Origin of the sequence: Pseudomonas chlororaphis subsp. aurantiaca (assembly GCF_013466605.1) — a bacterium.
Classification (GTDB): domain Bacteria; phylum Pseudomonadota; class Gammaproteobacteria; order Pseudomonadales; family Pseudomonadaceae; genus Aquipseudomonas; species Aquipseudomonas chlororaphis_I.
In genome coordinates, this window is record NZ_CP059162.1 from 2,193,413 (window position 1) to 2,210,053 (window position 16,641).

Consider the following 16,641-nt stretch of genomic DNA (forward strand, 5'->3'; position numbering starts at 1 on the left):
TCCATCATCGGTGCCACAGAGAAGCGGCGGGAGAGGGCTGGCGAGGCAGTTGGAGCAGGAGATAAGAGCATTGGGCAATCTGGATGGGTGAGGCGAAGGAGGGGAAGTTTATCAGGAATGGAGTTCCGGGGTTGGAAGGGCGCGCGTACCAGGAGGATGAATGGTCTTCGTTTCTTACATTTCGATTGGTTGTATGAACAGCGGCAGGCTAATAAAAAGCGGGCGGCCTTAAGGTCGCCTGCTTTTTGTGTGATTCGATAGCTACTCGGTTAGGCGAATTTTCTCTGCATTTGAATCACTTGAAGCTGTCCGCCAGCTCCTGAGCCCGATTCCCAGCCGCTTGCCGCGCCGCCTGATCCACCTCATACCCCAGGATGGTCTTTTCTACGATCAGCGCGTGCACCCGGGTGACTCCGACGAATTTCAGCCAGGCCTCGACGTAGGGCTTCTGGAAGTCGAAGTGCTTCGCAGGCGTGTCGGATTGCGGTGAGAAGTCGAGGCCGCGGGCGTAGGCGACGACCGCGGTTTTGTTGTGCAGCAGGCCGAGCAGGCCGTGTTCGGCGGTGAAGCTGAAGAGGATGTCTTTCTGTGTGACCAGGTCGATGAAGTGTTTCAGCTTGTAGGGGATGCTGTAGTTCCACAGGGGCACGGAAAGTACCAGCAGGTCGGCGGTGTGCAGGTGGGCGGCGAGGGTTTCAAGGGTGTTCCAGGCGTCTTGCTGGTCGGGGGACAGGGTTATGCCTTGCAGGCCGGCGTATTTGGCGTCCATGGCGTGCTGGTCGAACTCCGGCAGGTCCAGGCTCCACAGATCCAGGGTGCTGACTTCGGTATGGGGATGGTGGGTCTGGTAGCGCTCGATAAAACCGCGGGCGATTTGTTGCGAGGCGGAGCGCTCTTTGCGGGGGGAGCATTGGATATGCAGCAGGCGGGTCATGACGGCATCTCGGATGAGGAATGCCGGTATTGCAACATAGCGTATTACGGAATATAAATCGTAAATAAATGGTTGATTGATCACGTATCTCTATATGTTCGATGTTCTGTTGCTCAAGACCTTTGTGACGGTGGTGGACGAGGAAGGCTTCAGCCGTGCGGCTGAACGGCTGCATCTGACGCAGTCGGCGGTCAGCGGGCATCTGCGGCGCCTGGAAGAGCTGGTCGGCAAGCCGCTGTTGACCCGTACCACGCGTTCCCAGCATTTGACTGTCGATGGCGAGCGCCTGATGGCCTATGCCCGCGCCATCCTCGCCTTGAACCGCGATGCCTGGGCCGAGCTGACGCGTTTGCCGTTTCACGGCCGGGTGCGGATCGGCATGTCCGAGGACTTTGTAGAGCCCCGCCTGCTGCGCCTTTTGCAGGAGTTCGCGGCGCAGTACCCGGGCATGGAAATCGATATCCAGGTGAATATTCCCGGCACGCTGCTGGAGCGCATGCAGCAGGGCGGTCTTGAGGTGGTCATCGGTTCGCTGTGTGAAACCCGTGAGTCGGGCCTGCTGCTGTGGCAGGAACCGCTGGTGTGGGCTAGCTCCGCGTATCTGGCTGGTCGTTTTCCGACGCCGCTACCGCTGGCGCTGTTTCCCGAGCCATGCCCTTATCGGGCGGTGGCCCTGCAGCGTCTGGCGCAAGCGGGAATCGCCCAGCGTACGGCAATGCTTTGCCCCAGCAACGCGGCGTTGCGCACGGCGGCCCTGTCCGGGTTTGCGGTGGCGCCGATAGCGACCAGTCAGTTGGGGCAGGGGCTTGCGGTGTTAGGGGCAGAACATGGTTTGCCGGCATTGCCCGACGCGGAGTTTCGGCTGTTCACGGCCAAGGATGCCGATCAGGACATAGTGGCCGCGTTGTCCCAGGTGATAGTGGCCTATTGTGCGGCGCGGCGGGTCTAGCCTTCGGCTTCAGCAGCGCGACTGCCCGAAGGGGCAGTCGCTTGAGCGGAGGTCAGAGATCCAGGCCTTCCTGGATCACCGACAGCAGGGTGTCTTCATTGAGTTCGAGCGGGTCCGGCCTGGTTTTACCGGGACCTGGAACCGTCTGGATCAGCCAGTGCCCCTCGCCATGCTCGCTGCCGCTGCGCAGCATATAGCGCTCCGGGCCTTTGCCATGGATTTCGACACGCCCGGCGCCACCCGTGGTGAAGCGGGCGATGGGGTCGAGGAGGATGCTCTGATGGTTGCCCTCGATCAGCAGTTGATCGATGGCATAGTTGAAGGTGGCACCAGAGGGGTGGCTCTCGAACACGCGAGTGGGGACGCGCCGGATATTCAGGCCGACCTCTGACAGGGGGGTCAGCCAGGTCTCGACCTGGTGGTACATCTCATAGACCTGCGCAGGCCACAGCTCAATGGCTTTGTCTGCCGAGATGTCTTCCTTGGCCCAGCCGTCCTGTTTTTGTTTCAGCCTTGCGGCGAGTTCATCGACCTTACTCATTCCGATTTCCTATCGCGATGTGAGGGTAAGTGTAGTCTCTGAAGGTACTTTACCTTGGCGGACGGTGACCAGCGATTCATGACCATCTGCCGATGCTTGTATTGTGACGAGGTGTTTTCTATATATCCCTGATGGGCATCAGAAAAATGCTCTACATTTTCAGACGGTGCCACCCTGAATTGTCCGCTATTACCTCTTAGGATTGGCCAGCCCGGCTGCATCGCATGCCTTACCTTGCCAGGATGATGCTTTGCCTATCCCGATTCACGATCCTCACCATTCTTCCGATCGAACCTTGAAGCGGCTTCCGCTGCTCAAGGCCGCGGTAGTATTCATTTCGATGGTTTGCCTGTGCCTGTGCGGCCTGCTTTATCTGCAGCTGGCGCAGTCCTATCACTACGATATGGCGCGGGCGCAGGTCGCCTCGTCGAACCTGACCCGGGCCATGGCACAACAGGCCGAGGACACCTTCATCGAGGCCGACCTGGTGCTGGCCAGCCTGGCCGACTGGATTCAGAAAGACGGTTACGGCCCGGCGCAGAAGCCTTTCTTGCAGAAGATCTTTGCGCAGAGGGCGCAGGCGCTCAAACAGGTGCATGGCCTGTTCCTGTTCGACCGGGCAGGGCAATGGGTGGTCACCTCGTTCGATCGCTTGCCACGCGGCGAAGGCGTGGCCAATCGGGACTACTTCCGCTTTCATCAGCAGAACACTTCCTTGCTGGCTCATGTCGGGCCGGCGATCCGCAGCCGGGAAAACGGTGAGTGGATCATTCCGTTGACGCGGCGTCTGAACGACAGGCAGGGCAATTTCGAAGGCGTATTGCTGGCCGGCATCAGGCTGGCCTATTTCGACCAGTTCTTCAAAAGCTTCGATATCGATGACAGCGGCACCATGTTCCTCGCCCTGTCCGATGGCACCTTGCTGGCGCGGCGTCCGCTGGAGGAGCGGCAGATCGGCGCATCCCTGGCTCGCGGGGAGATTTTCAGCAAGTACTTGCCCGAGGCGCCCTCGGGCACGGCCATGATTCGTTCGCTGGTCGACAGAGAGATGCGGCTCTACGGCTATCGGCAGTTGGAGGCCTACCCGCTGGTGGTGGGCGCGGCCAGCTCGAAGGACGCGGTCCTCAAGGACTGGTATGCCAGCGCCTACCAGTCCAGCGCCATTGTCGCCCTGGTGCTGCTGGGCATCGGCCTGTTCGGCTGGGTGTTCGTGCATCAGCTGCGCAACGGCGAACGCATCGAGGCGGACCTGCGGGCCGCGCAGGCGGCGCTGGAGGTGATCGCGACCCATGACAGCCTGACCGGCCTGGCCAATCGCCGGCTGCTCGAGCGGGCGCTGGAGACCGAGTTCGGGCGCGGAGGGCGGCAGGCGAGCCCGCTGAGCCTGATCATGCTCGATATCGATTTCTTCAAGCGCTACAACGACACCTACGGCCATGTCGCCGGGGACCAGTGCCTGGCCGAGGTGGCGCAGGTGCTGAGGGATTGCTGCCAGCGCAAGGCCGACCTGGCGGTGCGTTATGGCGGGGAGGAATTCGTGGTGCTGTTGCCCGACACCGAGATGCCGGGCGCCCTCGCCATGGCCGAGCAGATTCGTCGTAGCGTCATGGAAAAACACATCCCGCACACCGGCTCGCCCTTTGGCCAGGTCACTCTCAGCCTGGGGTGCCACTGCTTCGTGCCGAGCGGGCGCGACAGCATCGAGGCGTTCCTCGAGCACGCCGATGCCGCGCTGTATCAGGCCAAGAAGTCCGGGCGCAATCAGGTGGCGATCGAGAGCGTCAACCAGCCGTTGGCGCGCTCGGACCGCTGACGGTCAGGCTTGGGCCTGATCCGGGTAGGCCAACTTGTGTTCGAGGTGTTGCCTCACCTGCGGCCACTCATCGTCGATGATGCTGAAGCGCACCGAGTTGCGCTTGCGGCCATCGGGCATGATCCGTTCATGACGCACGATGCCTTCCTGTTTAGCTCCTAGACGCAAAATGGCGTTGCGCGACTTCTCATTGATTTCGTCGGTGGTGAATTGCACCCGCACGCAGCCGAGTACTTCGAAGGCATGGCGCAGCATCAGGTACTTGGCTTCAGTGTTGACGAAGGTTTTCTGCCAGCGCGTGGCGATCCAGGTGCTACCGATTTCCAGCTTGCGGTTCTTGCGGTCGATCTTCCAGAAGCGGGTGCAGCCGATCACCTCGTTGCTGGCCTTGAGGACGGTGGCGAAGGGCTGGACTGTGCCAGCATCGCGGCCGCCGAGGGCTATCTGCAAGTAATCGTTCACAGTCTCGCTGGACGGCACCACGGTGAATGGCAGGTTCCACAACTGGCCATCTCCAGCGGCCTTGACTAGGGCGTCGGCGTCGGAGAGCTGCAGCGGTCGCAGGAGGATTCGCGGGCCTTCCAGTGTTTCCATGACAGGTTTTTCCGACAGTGAAGGAGGGGGCTTCGGCCGCCTATTACAGGTGCGCGCCCAAGCCTTGGCAAGGTCCGTTAATGGGCCGTTTCGAGTAGGGATATTGGCCAAATCAATTGTCGGTTCGGGGCGTTAATGGCTTATACATAGCGCCGATACGCGACACCTCATGCATAAGGACAACCCCATGAGTCAGCCCCACCTGATGAACTTCGCGCTTTACCTGCAACGGCTCGGCTACGACAGCGCACCGCCACCGACCCTGGCGACCTTGTGCGAGCTGCAGTTGCGCCACACCAGTACCTTCGCCTTCGAAAGCCTGTCGACCCTGTTGCGCGTGCCGGTACCGATCGACCTGGCTTCGGTGGAACACAAGGTCCTGCATGAGGGCCGTGGCGGCTACTGCTACGAACTCAACCAGATGTACCTGGTGCTGTTGCAGTACCTGGGCTACGAGGCGCGCGGCATTACCGGGCGGGTGGTGATGGGCGGGCCGGAAGATGCCTGGCCGGCGCGTACCCACCGCCTGGTGCTGCTGACCCTGGATGGCGTGCGTTATGTCTCGGATGTCGGCTTTGGCGGCATGGTGCCTACCGCGCCGCTGCTGCTCGATACCGGGGACGAGCAGGCCACGCCCCACGAGCCCTATCGCATCACCGAGCGTGACGGCAGCTACACCCTGCGCGCCAAGGTCGTCGGCGAGTGGCGGGCGATGTATGTGTTCGACTTGCAGCGGCAGGAAGCGGCAGATTACGAGATGGGCAACTGGTTCGTCTCGACCCACAAGGACTCACCGTTTCTCGGCCAGCTGAAAGTCGCGCTGATGGGCGAAGGCCTGCGCCGGACCCTCAACAACGGCAGCTACGCCGTGCATCGCCTGGGCCAGGACAGCGAGCGGCGGCAGATCACCGACCCCGACGAGTTGATTGCCCTGTTGCAGAACGAGTTCGCCATTCGGGTCCCCCGGCATCCGCGGCTGCGAGAAGTCCTTGGCGAATTACTGGCAGTGCCGCAATCGGCCTGATCGGCCCGGGCTTCAGGGTTCCTCGGTGTCGAGGCGTAGCTAGAAATCGTCGGTTTCCGCCCAGGTTTGGCGGCGATCGACGAAGGTTTCCATGGAACCCACGGATACGCTGTAGCCCAGCCGGCTGCCCGGGACTGGCGAATGCCGAGTAAAGAGGCGGCCCAGGTCAACGCCATAAAGGCATCTGCTCATAACCATTCTTCAGCTGCCGGCGATACGTCCAGTGAGTCAGCAGCGCAATCAATGCACTGTCCAGCAGCCAGAGCGGCATCAGCAAACGCAAGGCTGGGTGAAGGCAGAGCACTCCAGCAATCGTCAATCCCAGCAGCAGGCTGCTGAGCCAATTGGCAAGCCCCTTGGCGCAGAGCAGGGCGTACAGCGGGGTAAACACCAGCGCCATGGGCAGAAAGCCGAATATCGCGCCGCCGGCGACGAACAGGGCAAAGGTCCCGAGGCCAGCCCAGAACCCTTGCCATAGGCTGTCGGCGAAGCTGGCGCTGTACATGGCCAGGACAAAACCCTGCAAGGCCACGATCGTGCGGAAGCTGCCATAGGCGAGGCTGAAGCTATTGCGGAGATGATTCATTCAAGCGCTTCCATGCGTAGACGAAGGGCGTTGCCTGGGTAGGCGCCCTTTGGACGCGGGATTCTATCAGGGTGTCTGGCGCAGTGTTCGGGAGGTGAAAGGCGGGAGCTGGCTGTCGGGTATCGCGGTTTTATGAGGTTGGGCTGTGCTGAATAAAGTGTATACAACTCTATAGACATTTGTCTCTGCTGTTGAATACAGTGTGCCCCATAACAAAAACCAGGGAACCCCCCAACCATGAAAACGCCCTCTGTTTCACCGCAACGGCCTGAAGATGAAAACCTCGGTCTTGGCGCAAATATGGCTTACGGCCTGCAACATGTTCTGACCATGTACGGCGGTATCGTTGCGGTGCCTTTGATCGTCGGCCAGGCCGCCGGCCTGGCCCCGGCGGACATCGGTCTGCTGATTGCGGCATCGTTGTTTGCCGGCGGCCTGGCGACACTCCTGCAGACTCTCGGCCTGCCGTTTTTCGGTTGTCAGTTGCCGCTGGTCCAGGGCGTGTCCTTCTCGGGCGTGGCGACCATGGTGGCGATTGTCAGTAGCGGTGGCGAAGGGGGCTTCCAGTCGATTCTCGGGGCGGTGATCGCCGCCTCGCTGATCGGTCTGCTGATCACTCCGGTGTTTTCACGCATCACCAAGTTCTTTCCGCCGCTGGTCACAGGCATCGTGATCACCACCATCGGCCTGACCCTGATGCCGGTGGCCGCGCGCTGGGCCATGGGTGGCAACAGCCATGCGGAAAACTTCGGCAGCATGGCCAATATCGGCCTGGCGGCAATCACCCTGGTGTTGGTGTTGCTGCTGAGCAAGATCGGCAGCGCGACCATCTCGCGGCTGTCGATCCTGCTGGCCATGGTGGTGGGGACGATCATCGCGGTGTTCCTGGGCATGGCCGATTTCTCCATGGTCACCCAGGGGCCGATGTTCGGTTTCCCGGCACCCTTTCATTTCGGCATGCCGACCTTCCATTTCGCCGCCATCCTGTCGATGTGCATCGTGATCATGGTGACCCTGGTGGAGACCTCGGCCGACATCCTCGCGGTGGGTGAGATCATCGACACCAAGGTCGACTCCAAGCGCCTGGGCAATGGCCTGCGCGCCGACATGCTGTCGAGCATGATCGCGCCGATCTTCGGTTCCTTCACCCAGAGCGCCTTCGCTCAGAACGTCGGGCTGGTGGCGGTGACCGGGATCAAGAGCCGCTACGTGGTGGCCACCGGTGGGGTGGTCCTGGTGATCCTCGGCCTGCTGCCGTTCATGGGGCGGGTGATTGCGGCTGTGCCGACCTCAGTGCTCGGCGGTGCCGGTATCGTGCTGTTCGGCACCGTGGCGGCCAGCGGTATCCGGACCCTGTCCAAGGTCGACTACCGCAACAACGTCAACCTGATCATCGTCGCCACCTCGATCGGCTTCGGCATGATTCCCATCGCCGCGCCGAACTTCTACGACCATTTCCCAAGCTGGTTCGCCACCATCTTCCATTCCGGCATCAGCTCGTCGGCGATCATGGCCATCGCGCTGAACCTGACTTTCAACCACTTCACCCTGGGCAACTCGGACCAGCAATCGGTGTTCGCCGTGGCGTCCGAGCGCACCCTGCGCTACCAGGACCTGGCGGCGCTGCGTGAAGGCGACTATTTCAGCGGCGGCAAGCTGCACGATGCCGAGGGTAACGAGATCCCAGTGGTGGATACGTCCCATGGCGAGCATTCTGCGGCTACTCATCAGCCCTCGGCCCATGCCTCGGGCGCGGTCGAAACCAGCAAGGTCTAGGGCCGATTGATCGAGTCGCCAGGCTGGGCGCATCAGTCCAGGCCTGGCGGCTGGTTACTCCGCGACCCGGTCCGGCAGCCCTTGCCGGACCAGCGACAAGGCGAACAGCACCACCACGGCGGCGGCCGCTGATAGCGCCAAGGGCAGGCCGTGGACGCTACTGCTCATGGCGCCGCCGCTGAGCAGCGGCCCCAGCAGGCTGCCGATACCCCACAACAACCCCGCACTGGCGTTGGCCGTGACCAGGTCGGGGCCGCTGAATTCCTGGCCGATCAGGATGATCGCCAGGGTATACACCCCGCCGGCCGCCGCGCCGAGTATCACCAGGCTCGGCCAGAGCAGCGCCGGGTAGTTCATCAGCAACGGCAGCCCCAGGCCGATCGCCAACGACACCACGCCGCAGCCCAGGTAGATGGCGGCGCGTCCGGCCTTGTCCGACAGCCAGCCCAGGGGAAACTGGAACGCCGCATCCCCCAGCAGAATGATACTGACCATCAGCGCCGCGAGTTTGATGGCGTAGCCGTGAGTCGCGGCATAGACCGGAAACAGCGAGAGAATCACCGTATCGAAGAAGGCGAAGAACAGGATGCCCACGCACAGCGCCGGCGCCACCCGGATAAAGCCCAGTACCGAGAAGCTCTTGTTCTCGGCGTGGGCGGCGACAGGGCGCTGGCGTGGCAGGGTCAACCAGATCGCCGCAATGGCCAGCAGGTAACCCGCGCTGACGGTGGCGATCACCGCTGGACCTTTGGTGCCGAGCAGGGCCACCAGGCCCGGGCCAATCATTTGGAATACGGTGAAGCAGGTGGTGTAGACCGCGATCACCCGTCCGCGCACGGTGTCCGCGGCCATCTCGTTGACCCAGGTTTCCCCCAGGATGATGATCAGCCCGGCGCCGAAGCCCATGACGATCCGCGCCAGCCCCAGGCCGGTGAGGCTGATCCCGGGGATTTCCAGGGCGCCGATGCTGAAGGCGCACAGGCTGAAACACAGCAGGTAGATCTGCCGGCGGCTGAGTCTCCGGCACAGGCCGTTCACCAGGAAAGCCGACAGCATCATGCCGGCGGCGGGAAGGGCCGACATGATGCCGATCTGGGTGTTCGAGGCGCCGGCCTGGTACAGGCGCAAGGCAATGACCGGCACGGTGGAGCCGATGCTCAGGCCGACAATCGAGATGCCGAGGATCAGCGCGGCCAACAGGGTTTTGTTCATGGAAGACACCTGCGCCCGACGAGTCGGGCGCTCAAAAAACGGTTTGCGGTGGCGCGGCGCTTTGGCTTGGACAGGGTTCCGGTTCGACTTACGCAGGCGTAGGCCGGGCCGGGATTCTGCGGTGCAAAGCGGCGGATGAATCGATGCGCGGCAGGCAAGGGCCGCTGCGGCATCAGCTCCGCGCCGGGTTCGGGCGCAACGGTGGGGTCAGGCGTGAGGGGAGAAGGTGAAGGCGAACAGCACGCTGCGGCGGCGTCGATTGATCGCGCAGTCGGATTGCAACATCGCGAAGGTCTGCGATGGGCTCATCGAGAGAACACTGTGAGGGGGCTGTGCGGGGAAAAACATGAGTCGTGACGGCTGGCATGAGAAGGGGCACAGCCTACTTCAGGCGCTGACGTCAGGCAATCGGAGACAGGCTGGAGTCGGGTGCAGCGCAAACGCGTATCCGCATGCCGATCTGGCATGCGGTGAATCGATCTTGGGGGAGGGGACGCTGAACTGATTCGCCGTAGGAGCAGGGCGCTCCTGTAAGTAGTGCTGGCCAATCAGTGTAGGAAGATGGCTCCACGACCTGGACTCGAACCAGGGACCCAGTGATTAACAGTCACTTGCTCTACCAACTGAGCTATCGCGGAATTCGGCGTATCTTACTGATTAAAAAGGAGAAGTCAAGCATCCAAAAACAAAATTTCGCTTGGGTGGGCTTGTTTGGTCCTGGTCATGACGCCAATCCGCGGCTATTTGCCCGTTGGCGGTTACCGGAACCGCGGTACAGGTCTACCATGGCGCCCCGGCAGTGGTTTCACGCGCTCCCGGCTTCCTGCCGAAAAGGTAACGCTCATGACCCTGTTCAAGTTTTTACCCGCTGTAGTGCTTGCCCTGTCGCCTCTGTCTGGGGAGGCCCTATGAGCATCGAGCAAATCAGCCTGCCCAAAGGCGTCGGTCCCCAGGCCATGAAACTGTGGGACGCCATTACCCAGGCTGGATCGGCCGCTGAATTGAACCGTGCAGGTGGCAAGGCCGAGGGTTTTGTCCTGGGGCTGGAAAGCGCCAAGGCCATCAAGAGCCAGGTCGCCGAGTCGCTGTATGTGGCCTTCGATGATGCCGCCAGCCAGCGCAGCGCTGAACTGGCCGGTTGAGCGCTCTTAACCGCCGAAGGTAAAGGTGCCCAGCATGAGCTTCGCGGCCAGCGAGGTGGCGGCCAGTTGCACCAGCCATAGCGCCAGGCCGCCGAAAAATACCCCCAGGGCAATTTGCAGGACCAGGTTCTTTTCGCGTTTCTGCGGGCGGGGGAAGTGGTCCAGTTCGTCGCGGTCGGCTCGCAAGTCGTCGTGTCTCATGGGAATTCTCGATAGGGAAGCGATGGGGAAGAAGGAGAGCTGGATTCAGTCTAGTGGGCATCGGGCCGGCGAGGGCGGCCCACAAAAAAGGGGGAAGCCCTCAGGCTTCCCCCTTTTCATTCACCGCACGTGGCTCAGATCACCTGGATGATGGCCTTGGTCACGACGTCGATGTTGCTCTGGTTCAGCGCGGCCACGCAGATGCGGCCGGTGTCCAGGGCATAGATGCCGAACTCGTTGCGCAGGCGCGTCACTTGATCGACGGTCAGGCCGGAGTAGGAGAACATGCCGCGCTGACGGGCGACGAAGCTGAAGTCGCGCTGTGGCGCGCCCTTGGCCAGCAGGTCGACCATCTGCAGGCGCATGCCGCGGATGCGCAGGCGCATTTCGGCCAGTTCGGCTTCCCACTGGGTGCGCAGTTCCGGGCTGTTGAGCACCGCGGCAACGATGCTTGCACCGTGGGTCGGCGGGTTGGAGTAGTTGGTGCGGATCACGCGTTTGACTTGCGACAGCACGCGCGCGCTTTCTTCTTTCGACTCGCTGACGATCGACAGGGCGCCAACGCGTTCGCCGTACAGCGAGAACGACTTGGAGAACGAGCTGGAGACGAAGAAAGTCAGGCCCGATTCGGCGAACAGGCGTACGGCGGCGGCGTCTTCGGCGATGCCGTCACCGAAGCCCTGGTAGGCCATGTCGAGGAACGGCACGAGGTTTTTCGCCTTGACCACCTGCAGCACGTTTTTCCAGTCTTCCGGGCTCAGGTCGACGCCGGTCGGGTTGTGGCAGCAGGCGTGCAGGACCACGATCGACTGGGCTGGCAGGGCATTCAGGTCTTCCAGCAGGCCGACGCGGTTCACGTCGTGGGTGGCGGCGTCGTAGTAGCGGTAGTTCTGAACCGGGAAACCGGCGGTTTCGAACAGCGCGCGGTGGTTTTCCCAGCTTGGATCGCTGATGGCCACGACAGCGTCAGGCAGCAGTTGCTTGAGGAAGTCGGCACCGATCTTCAGTGCGCCGGTACCGCCGACGGCCTGGGTGGTAACCACGCGACCGGCGGCCAGCAGCGGCGAATCGTTGCCGAACAGCAGCTTCTGCACGGCCTGGTCGTAGGCGGCGATACCGTCGATCGGCAGGTAGCCACGGGAAGCATGTTGAGCGGCGCGGATCGTCTCGGCTTCGACAACGGCGCGCAGGAGTGGAATTCGCCCCTCCTCGTTGCAGTAAACACCGACCCCCAGGTTGACCTTGTTGGTACGGGTATCGGCGTTGAATGCTTCGTTGAGGCCCAGGATAGGATCGCGTGGTGCCATTTCGACAGCGGAGAACAGGCTCATTATTACGGCGGCTCTGAATGGAATGTGGAGGGACGTGTCGCGCTCCAGCCGAATGCACTAGAGCGGTGCACAAACGGGGAGCTAGTATAGAGGCCATCACTGTGCGCGGCGACAGCTGAAAGGGCTTTTCCGGCAAGTTTTTCGGTTTATTTTTCGACCGTTAGTCTTATTGCAACGTCAAAGTCGTAGAGGGGCTTAGGGCCTTTACCTTGAAAGCTGTGGAATTTGCCTCCACATCCAGCACAATCCAGTATTTTCCCCGCGACACTCGTCGTTTGCGGTCTTTCTCGTTCCTGTGCGGCGGCGTCGCGCTGGAGTGAATCCAGAGGTACGTTATGTCTGAATTCCAGCTAGTCACCCGCTTCCAGCCCGCCGGCGATCAGCCGGAAGCCATCCGCCTGATGGTCGAGGGCATCGAGGCCGGGTTGGCGCACCAGACGCTGCTCGGTGTGACCGGCTCGGGCAAGACCTTCAGCATCGCCAACGTGATCGCCCAGGTGCAGCGCCCGACCCTGGTGCTGGCGCCGAACAAGACCCTGGCCGCGCAGCTGTACGGCGAGTTCAAGGCGTTCTTCCCGAACAACGCGGTGGAGTACTTCGTTTCCTACTACGACTACTACCAGCCGGAAGCCTATGTACCGTCCTCCGACACCTTTATCGAGAAGGACGCCTCGATCAACGACCATATCGAGCAGATGCGTCTGTCGGCGACCAAGGCGCTGCTGGAGCGTAAGGACGCGATCATCGTCACCACGGTGTCCTGCATCTACGGCCTGGGCAGCCCGGAAACCTATCTGAAGATGGTGTTGCACGTCGATCGCGGCGACAAGCTCGACCAGCGCGCCCTGCTGCGCCGCCTGGCCGACCTGCAATACACCCGCAACGACATGGATTTTGCCCGCGCCACCTTTCGCGTGCGCGGCGATGTGATCGATATCTACCCGGCGGAGTCCGACCTGGAAGCGATTCGCATCGAGCTGTTCGATGACGAGGTGGAAAGCATCTCCGCCTTCGACCCGCTGACCGGCGAAGTGATTCGCAAGCTGCCGCGTTTCACCTTCTATCCCAAGAGCCACTACGTGACGCCGCGGGAAACCCTGCTGGACGCCATCGAGGGGATCAAGGTCGAGCTGCAGGAGCGCCTGGAATACCTGCGCAGCAACAACAAGCTGGTGGAAGCCCAGCGTCTGGAGCAGCGCACCCGTTTTGACCTGGAGATGATCCTCGAGCTGGGCTACTGCAACGGCATCGAAAACTACTCGCGCTACCTGTCCGGGCGGCCTGCCGGGGCGGCGCCACCGACCCTGTATGACTACCTGCCGGCGGACGCCTTGCTGGTGATCGACGAGTCCCATGTCAGTGTGCCGCAGGTCGGCGCCATGTACAAAGGCGACCGCTCCCGCAAGGAAACCCTGGTGGAGTACGGCTTCCGCCTGCCCTCGGCGCTGGACAACCGGCCGATGCGTTTCGACGAATGGGAAAGCGTCAGCCCGCAGACGATTTTCGTCTCGGCCACGCCGGGCAACTATGAAGCCGAACATGCCGGCCGGGTGGTCGAGCAGGTGGTGCGCCCCACCGGCCTGGTCGACCCGCAGGTGGAAGTGCGTCCGGCGCTGACCCAGGTCGATGACCTGCTGTCGGAAATCACCAAGCGCGTGGCCGTGGAAGAGCGGGTCCTGGTGACCACCCTGACCAAGCGCATGGCCGAGGACCTGACCGATTACCTCGCCGATCACGGTGTGCGCGTGCGTTATCTGCACTCGGACATCGACACCGTGGAGCGGGTCGAGATCATCCGCGACCTGCGCCTGGGCACCTTCGATGTGCTGGTGGGGATCAACCTGCTGCGCGAAGGCCTGGACATGCCGGAAGTGTCGCTGGTGGCGATTCTCGATGCGGACAAGGAAGGTTTCCTGCGTTCCGAGCGCTCGCTGATCCAGACCATCGGCCGGGCCGCGCGTAACCTCAACGGCCGGGCGATTCTCTACGCCGACCGCATCACCGGCTCCATGGAGCGGGCGATTGGCGAGACCGAGCGCCGTCGTGACAAGCAGATCGCCTTCAACCTGGCCAATGGCATCACCCCCAAAGGCGTGTTCAAGGACGTCGCCGACATCATGGAAGGCGCCACCGTGCCCGGTTCGCGCAGCAAGAAGCGCAAGGGCATGGCCAAGGCCGCCGAGGAAAATGCCCGCTACGAAAACGAACTGCGTTCGCCCAGCGAGATCGCCAAGCGCATCCGCCAGCTCGAAGAGAAGATGTACCAGCTGGCTCGCGACCTGGAATTCGAAGCCGCGGCGCAGATGCGCGACGAAATCGGCAAGCTGCGCGAGCGTTTGCTGACGGTCTGATCTGCAATTGTTGCCTGCAGCCGCTGCCGCAGGCTGTGATCGGCCGGTACGGCCGTGGCGTTCTTGAAATCGCTGGAGGTCCTGCGGACCTATCGCAGCCTGCGGCAGCGACTACAGATTCGTTTCGAATAGCCTCAACCTTGGCTTAAATGCCCTGCTCACTGGAGCGGGGTCGGCATCGCCTGTTACCATTCGCCTCTTGTTTGATCTTCGCTTTTCATCTTCTTTCCGAGACATGCCATGACCACCGTCCGCACGCGCATCGCGCCATCGCCTACCGGGGATCCCCACGTAGGTACCGCTTACATCGCCTTGTTCAACTACTGCTTCGCCAAGCAGCACGGCGGTGAGTTCATCCTGCGCATCGAAGACACCGATCAACTGCGTTCGACCCGCGAGTCCGAGCAGCAGATTTTCGACGCCTTGCGCTGGTTGGGCATCAACTGGAGCGAAGGCCCGGACGTGGGCGGCCCGCACGGCCCTTACCGGCAGAGCGAGCGTAGCGAGATCTACCGGAAGTACACCCAGCAGCTGGTCGACATGGGTCATGCCTTCCCGTGCTTCTGCACCGCCGAAGAGCTGGACCAGATGCGCGCCGAGCAGATGGCCCGTGGCGAGACGCCGCGCTACGACGGCCGCGCGCTGCTGCTGCCCAAGGAAGAGGTCGCCCGCCGCCTGGCCGCTGGCGAACCGCACGTGATCCGCATGAAGGTGCCGAGCGAAGGCGTCTGCGTGGTGCCGGACATGCTGCGTGGCGATGTCGAGATCCCGTGGGATCGCATGGACATGCAGGTGCTGATGAAGACCGATGGCCTGCCGACCTACTTCCTGGCCAACGTGGTCGACGACCACCTGATGGGCATCACCCACGTATTGCGTGGCGAGGAATGGCTGCCTTCGGCGCCGAAACTGATTCTGCTCTACGAGTATTTCGGCTGGGAACAGCCGCAGCTGTGCTACATGCCGCTGCTGCGCAACCCGGACAAGAGCAAGCTGTCCAAGCGCAAGAACCCGACCTCGGTGACCTTCTACGAGCGCATGGGTTTCATGCCGGAAGCCATGCTCAACTACCTGGGCCGCATGGGCTGGTCGATGCCGGACGAGCGCGAGAAGTTCTCGCTGCAGGAAATGGTCGACAACTTCGACCTGTCGCGCGTCTCCCTGGGCGGGCCAATCTTCGATATCGAGAAGCTGTCGTGGCTCAATGGCCAGTGGCTGCGCGACCTGCCGGTGGAAGAGTTCGCCAGCCGCGTGCAGACCTGGGCGCTGAACCCCGAATACCTGATGAAGATCGCGCCGCACGTGCAGGGCCGGGTGGAGACCTTCAGCCAGATAGCACCGCTGGCCGGGTTCTTCTTCGCCGGTGGCGTGACTCCGGATGCCAAGCTGTTCGAATCGAAGAAGCTGTCGGGCGACCAGGTACGGCAACTGATGCAACTGATCCTGTGGAAGCTGGAAAGCCTGCGTCAGTGGGAAAAGGACAGCATCACCGCGACCATCCAGGCCGTGGTCGAATCCCTGGAGCTGAAGCTGCGTGATGCCATGCCGCTGATGTTCGCCGCGATCACCGGTCAGGCCAGCTCGGTCTCGGTGCTCGATGCCATGGAGATTCTGGGGCCGGACCTGACCCGTTTCCGCCTGCGCCAGGCCATCGACCTGCTGGGTGGCGTGTCGAAGAAAGAAAACAAAGAGTGGGAAAAGCTGTTGGGCGCCATCGCCTGATTCAGCGCGCTGATTCGCGGGAGCCGGCACGCTGGCTCCCGCGGAACTGTGCAAGAAGTGAAATTGCGGTCGTTGGCGGAGGGCACAACGGTCCGCAAAAGCCCCGGATTTACGGGGGAGGGCGGTAAGTGGTTGTTATGCCGGCAAATTTTTTTAAAAAAAGCTGAAAAAAAATTTGACAGCCTTCCGATACGCCCTTAAGATTCGCCCCGTCCTCACCGACGAGGGGCTATAGCTCAGCTGGGAGAGCGCTTGCATGGCATGCAAGAGGTCGACGGTTCGATCCCGTCTAGCTCCACCAATTTACAGTTCAAGGTCTGGCCACACCGGCCTTGAATCGATCAGTTCTCAGCACTGATCAGTTGTTAGAAGGGTATGCGTCCCCTTCGTCTAGTGGCCTAGGACACCGCCCTTTCACGGCGGTAACAGGGGTTCGAGTCCCCTAGGGGACGCCAGTTTTACAGA

Annotated in this window: 14 protein-coding genes and 3 tRNA genes; 9 read left to right on the forward strand and 8 right to left on the reverse strand. The window is 62.0% G+C overall.

What is annotated here, in order from left to right; genetic code table 11:
* Positions 1-295 precede the first annotated feature (295 nt).
* Entirely contained in the window at positions 296-934 is a 639-nt protein-coding gene (locus H0I86_RS10070; RefSeq protein WP_180924894.1) for an FMN-dependent NADH-azoreductase, read from the reverse strand.
* Between the two features lie 94 nt (positions 935-1,028).
* Here H0I86_RS10070 and H0I86_RS10075 point away from each other — a divergent pair, with 94 nt between their 5' ends.
* Positions 1,029-1,883 (forward strand): LysR substrate-binding domain-containing protein, encoded by an 855-nt coding sequence (locus H0I86_RS10075; RefSeq protein ID WP_180924895.1) that lies wholly within the window; start codon positions 1,029-1,031, stop codon positions 1,881-1,883.
* A gap of 52 nt (positions 1,884-1,935) precedes the next feature.
* On the opposite strand, the gene H0I86_RS10080 is transcribed toward H0I86_RS10075, so the two are convergent.
* A complete protein-coding gene (locus tag H0I86_RS10080) occupies positions 1,936-2,424 on the reverse strand; it encodes a hypothetical protein (RefSeq protein WP_180924896.1) in 489 nt (162 codons plus the stop codon).
* Positions 2,425-2,674: 250 nt separating this feature from the next.
* On the opposite strand from H0I86_RS10080, the gene H0I86_RS10085 reads away from it, so the two are divergent.
* Positions 2,675-4,237: a sensor domain-containing diguanylate cyclase gene (locus tag H0I86_RS10085; RefSeq protein ID WP_180924897.1), complete on the forward strand. Its 1,563-nt coding sequence runs from the start codon at positions 2,675-2,677 to the stop codon at positions 4,235-4,237.
* 3 nt (positions 4,238-4,240) lie between these two features.
* Here the strand turns inward: H0I86_RS10085 and H0I86_RS10090 are convergent, their stop codons facing one another.
* Complete coding sequence (locus tag H0I86_RS10090) at positions 4,241-4,831, reverse strand: GNAT family N-acetyltransferase (RefSeq protein WP_180924898.1); 591 nt, start codon at positions 4,829-4,831, stop codon at positions 4,241-4,243.
* Between the two features lie 187 nt (positions 4,832-5,018).
* Here H0I86_RS10090 and H0I86_RS10095 point away from each other — a divergent pair, with 187 nt between their 5' ends.
* On the forward strand, positions 5,019-5,855 hold the full coding sequence (locus H0I86_RS10095) for an arylamine N-acetyltransferase family protein (RefSeq protein WP_180924899.1): 837 nt from the start codon (positions 5,019-5,021) through the stop codon (positions 5,853-5,855).
* A gap of 166 nt (positions 5,856-6,021) precedes the next feature.
* On the opposite strand, the gene H0I86_RS10100 is transcribed toward H0I86_RS10095, so the two are convergent.
* Positions 6,022-6,441: a hypothetical protein gene (locus tag H0I86_RS10100; RefSeq protein ID WP_180924900.1), complete on the reverse strand. Its 420-nt coding sequence runs from the start codon at positions 6,439-6,441 to the stop codon at positions 6,022-6,024.
* A 237-nt stretch (positions 6,442-6,678) separates the two neighbouring features.
* On the opposite strand from H0I86_RS10100, the gene H0I86_RS10105 reads away from it, so the two are divergent.
* Positions 6,679-8,217, forward strand: a complete 1,539-nt coding sequence (locus H0I86_RS10105) for a nucleobase:cation symporter-2 family protein (protein WP_180924901.1) — start codon at positions 6,679-6,681, stop codon at positions 8,215-8,217.
* A 54-nt stretch (positions 8,218-8,271) separates the two neighbouring features.
* On the opposite strand, the gene H0I86_RS10110 is transcribed toward H0I86_RS10105, so the two are convergent.
* The gene (locus H0I86_RS10110) at positions 8,272-9,429 is read right to left on the reverse strand and encodes an MFS transporter (RefSeq protein WP_180924902.1); all 1,158 of its coding nucleotides are present in this window, start codon (positions 9,427-9,429) and stop codon (positions 8,272-8,274) included.
* A 562-nt stretch (positions 9,430-9,991) separates the two neighbouring features.
* Positions 9,992-10,067: transfer RNA gene (locus H0I86_RS10115), tRNA-Asn, on the reverse strand.
* Between the two features lie 270 nt (positions 10,068-10,337).
* On the opposite strand from H0I86_RS10115, the gene H0I86_RS10120 reads away from it, so the two are divergent.
* A complete protein-coding gene (locus H0I86_RS10120) occupies positions 10,338-10,571 on the forward strand; it encodes a hypothetical protein (RefSeq protein WP_007923734.1) in 234 nt (77 codons plus the stop codon).
* Positions 10,572-10,577: 6 nt separating this feature from the next.
* Here the strand turns inward: H0I86_RS10120 and H0I86_RS10125 are convergent, their stop codons facing one another.
* Both H0I86_RS10125 and H0I86_RS10130 read right to left on the reverse strand, forming a co-directional pair.
* A complete protein-coding gene (locus H0I86_RS10125) occupies positions 10,578-10,772 on the reverse strand; it encodes a hypothetical protein (protein ID WP_123412204.1) in 195 nt (64 codons plus the stop codon).
* Positions 10,773-10,906: 134 nt separating this feature from the next.
* The gene (locus H0I86_RS10130; RefSeq protein WP_180924903.1) at positions 10,907-12,103 is read right to left on the reverse strand and encodes an amino acid aminotransferase; all 1,197 of its coding nucleotides are present in this window, start codon (positions 12,101-12,103) and stop codon (positions 10,907-10,909) included.
* Between the two features lie 335 nt (positions 12,104-12,438).
* On the opposite strand from H0I86_RS10130, the gene uvrB reads away from it, so the two are divergent.
* The 4 genes from uvrB (at position 12,439) to H0I86_RS10150 (ending at position 16,631) form a co-directional block, all read left to right on the forward strand.
* Complete coding sequence (gene uvrB, locus H0I86_RS10135) at positions 12,439-14,454, forward strand: excinuclease ABC subunit UvrB (protein ID WP_180924904.1); 2,016 nt, start codon at positions 12,439-12,441, stop codon at positions 14,452-14,454.
* A 240-nt stretch (positions 14,455-14,694) separates the two neighbouring features.
* A complete protein-coding gene (gene gltX / locus H0I86_RS10140; protein ID WP_180924905.1) occupies positions 14,695-16,176 on the forward strand; it encodes a glutamate--tRNA ligase in 1,482 nt (493 codons plus the stop codon).
* A 225-nt stretch (positions 16,177-16,401) separates the two neighbouring features.
* Positions 16,402-16,477: transfer RNA gene (locus H0I86_RS10145), tRNA-Ala, on the forward strand.
* A 78-nt stretch (positions 16,478-16,555) separates the two neighbouring features.
* Positions 16,556-16,631, forward strand: a tRNA-Glu gene (locus H0I86_RS10150).
* Positions 16,632-16,641 lie beyond the last annotated feature (10 nt).

Excerpts from the sequence above, each read along its gene's own strand:
- H0I86_RS10070 (WP_180924894.1), bottom strand. The coding sequence starts at position 934 with ATGACCCGCCTGCTGCATATCCAATGCTCCCCCCGCAAAGAGCGCTCC.
- H0I86_RS10075 (WP_180924895.1), top strand. The coding sequence starts at position 1,029 with ATGTTCGATGTTCTGTTGCTCAAGACCTTTGTGACGGTGGTGGACGAG.
- H0I86_RS10080 (WP_180924896.1), bottom strand. The coding sequence starts at position 2,424 with ATGAGTAAGGTCGATGAACTCGCCGCAAGGCTGAAACAAAAACAGGAC.
- H0I86_RS10090 (WP_180924898.1), bottom strand. The coding sequence starts at position 4,831 with ATGGAAACACTGGAAGGCCCGCGAATCCTCCTGCGACCGCTGCAGCTC.
- H0I86_RS10095 (WP_180924899.1), top strand. The coding sequence starts at position 5,019 with ATGAGTCAGCCCCACCTGATGAACTTCGCGCTTTACCTGCAACGGCTC.
- H0I86_RS10100 (WP_180924900.1), bottom strand. The coding sequence starts at position 6,441 with ATGAATCATCTCCGCAATAGCTTCAGCCTCGCCTATGGCAGCTTCCGC.
- H0I86_RS10105 (WP_180924901.1), top strand. The coding sequence starts at position 6,679 with ATGAAAACGCCCTCTGTTTCACCGCAACGGCCTGAAGATGAAAACCTC.
- H0I86_RS10110 (WP_180924902.1), bottom strand. The coding sequence starts at position 9,429 with ATGAACAAAACCCTGTTGGCCGCGCTGATCCTCGGCATCTCGATTGTC.
- H0I86_RS10120 (WP_007923734.1), top strand. The coding sequence starts at position 10,338 with ATGAGCATCGAGCAAATCAGCCTGCCCAAAGGCGTCGGTCCCCAGGCC.
- H0I86_RS10125 (WP_123412204.1), bottom strand. The coding sequence starts at position 10,772 with ATGAGACACGACGACTTGCGAGCCGACCGCGACGAACTGGACCACTTC.
- H0I86_RS10130 (WP_180924903.1), bottom strand. The coding sequence starts at position 12,103 with ATGAGCCTGTTCTCCGCTGTCGAAATGGCACCACGCGATCCTATCCTG.
- uvrB (WP_180924904.1), top strand. The coding sequence starts at position 12,439 with ATGTCTGAATTCCAGCTAGTCACCCGCTTCCAGCCCGCCGGCGATCAG.
- gltX (WP_180924905.1), top strand. The coding sequence starts at position 14,695 with ATGACCACCGTCCGCACGCGCATCGCGCCATCGCCTACCGGGGATCCC.